Origin of the sequence: Ochrobactrum sp. SFR4, assembly GCF_019730395.1 — a bacterium.
Taxonomy (GTDB): Bacteria; Pseudomonadota; Alphaproteobacteria; order Rhizobiales; family Rhizobiaceae; genus Pseudochrobactrum.
Genome location: NZ_JAAPBB010000600.1, coordinates 1 through 299, shown reverse-complemented (window position 1 = coordinate 299; position 299 = coordinate 1). Strand labels below are relative to the sequence as shown.

Annotated in this window: 1 protein-coding gene; it reads right to left on the bottom strand. The window is 53.8% G+C overall.

The window, feature by feature from the left end:
- A partial coding sequence (locus tag HBA93_RS20435) for a type IV secretory system conjugative DNA transfer family protein (RefSeq protein WP_221724495.1) occupies positions 1 to 299 on the bottom strand: 299 nt, incomplete at both ends.

The window sequence follows — 299 nt, the reverse complement described above, 5'->3', positions numbered from 1 at the left end:
AGAGTTCTTCCGGCGTTCCTTTCGCCCGAACCTCGCTCGATGTGACAACCATGCTGTTGACCAGACCAGCATCGACAAGCCGTCGATACTCGACCATGCCGAGATAATCACGGCGCAGGAGGTTCATATTCTCTTTCAAGGCTTCTTCAGCCTGCATTCGCCCTTGGCGCCAGCCTTCGGCCATATAGCGATCCCACACTTTGCGTTCTTCCTTTTCTGAAGGAAGAAACTGGTCTGATGGATCTGGCGTCTTGTCGATGCCCATAACCAGATAATCGCGCCAGCTTGGGATGACAGCG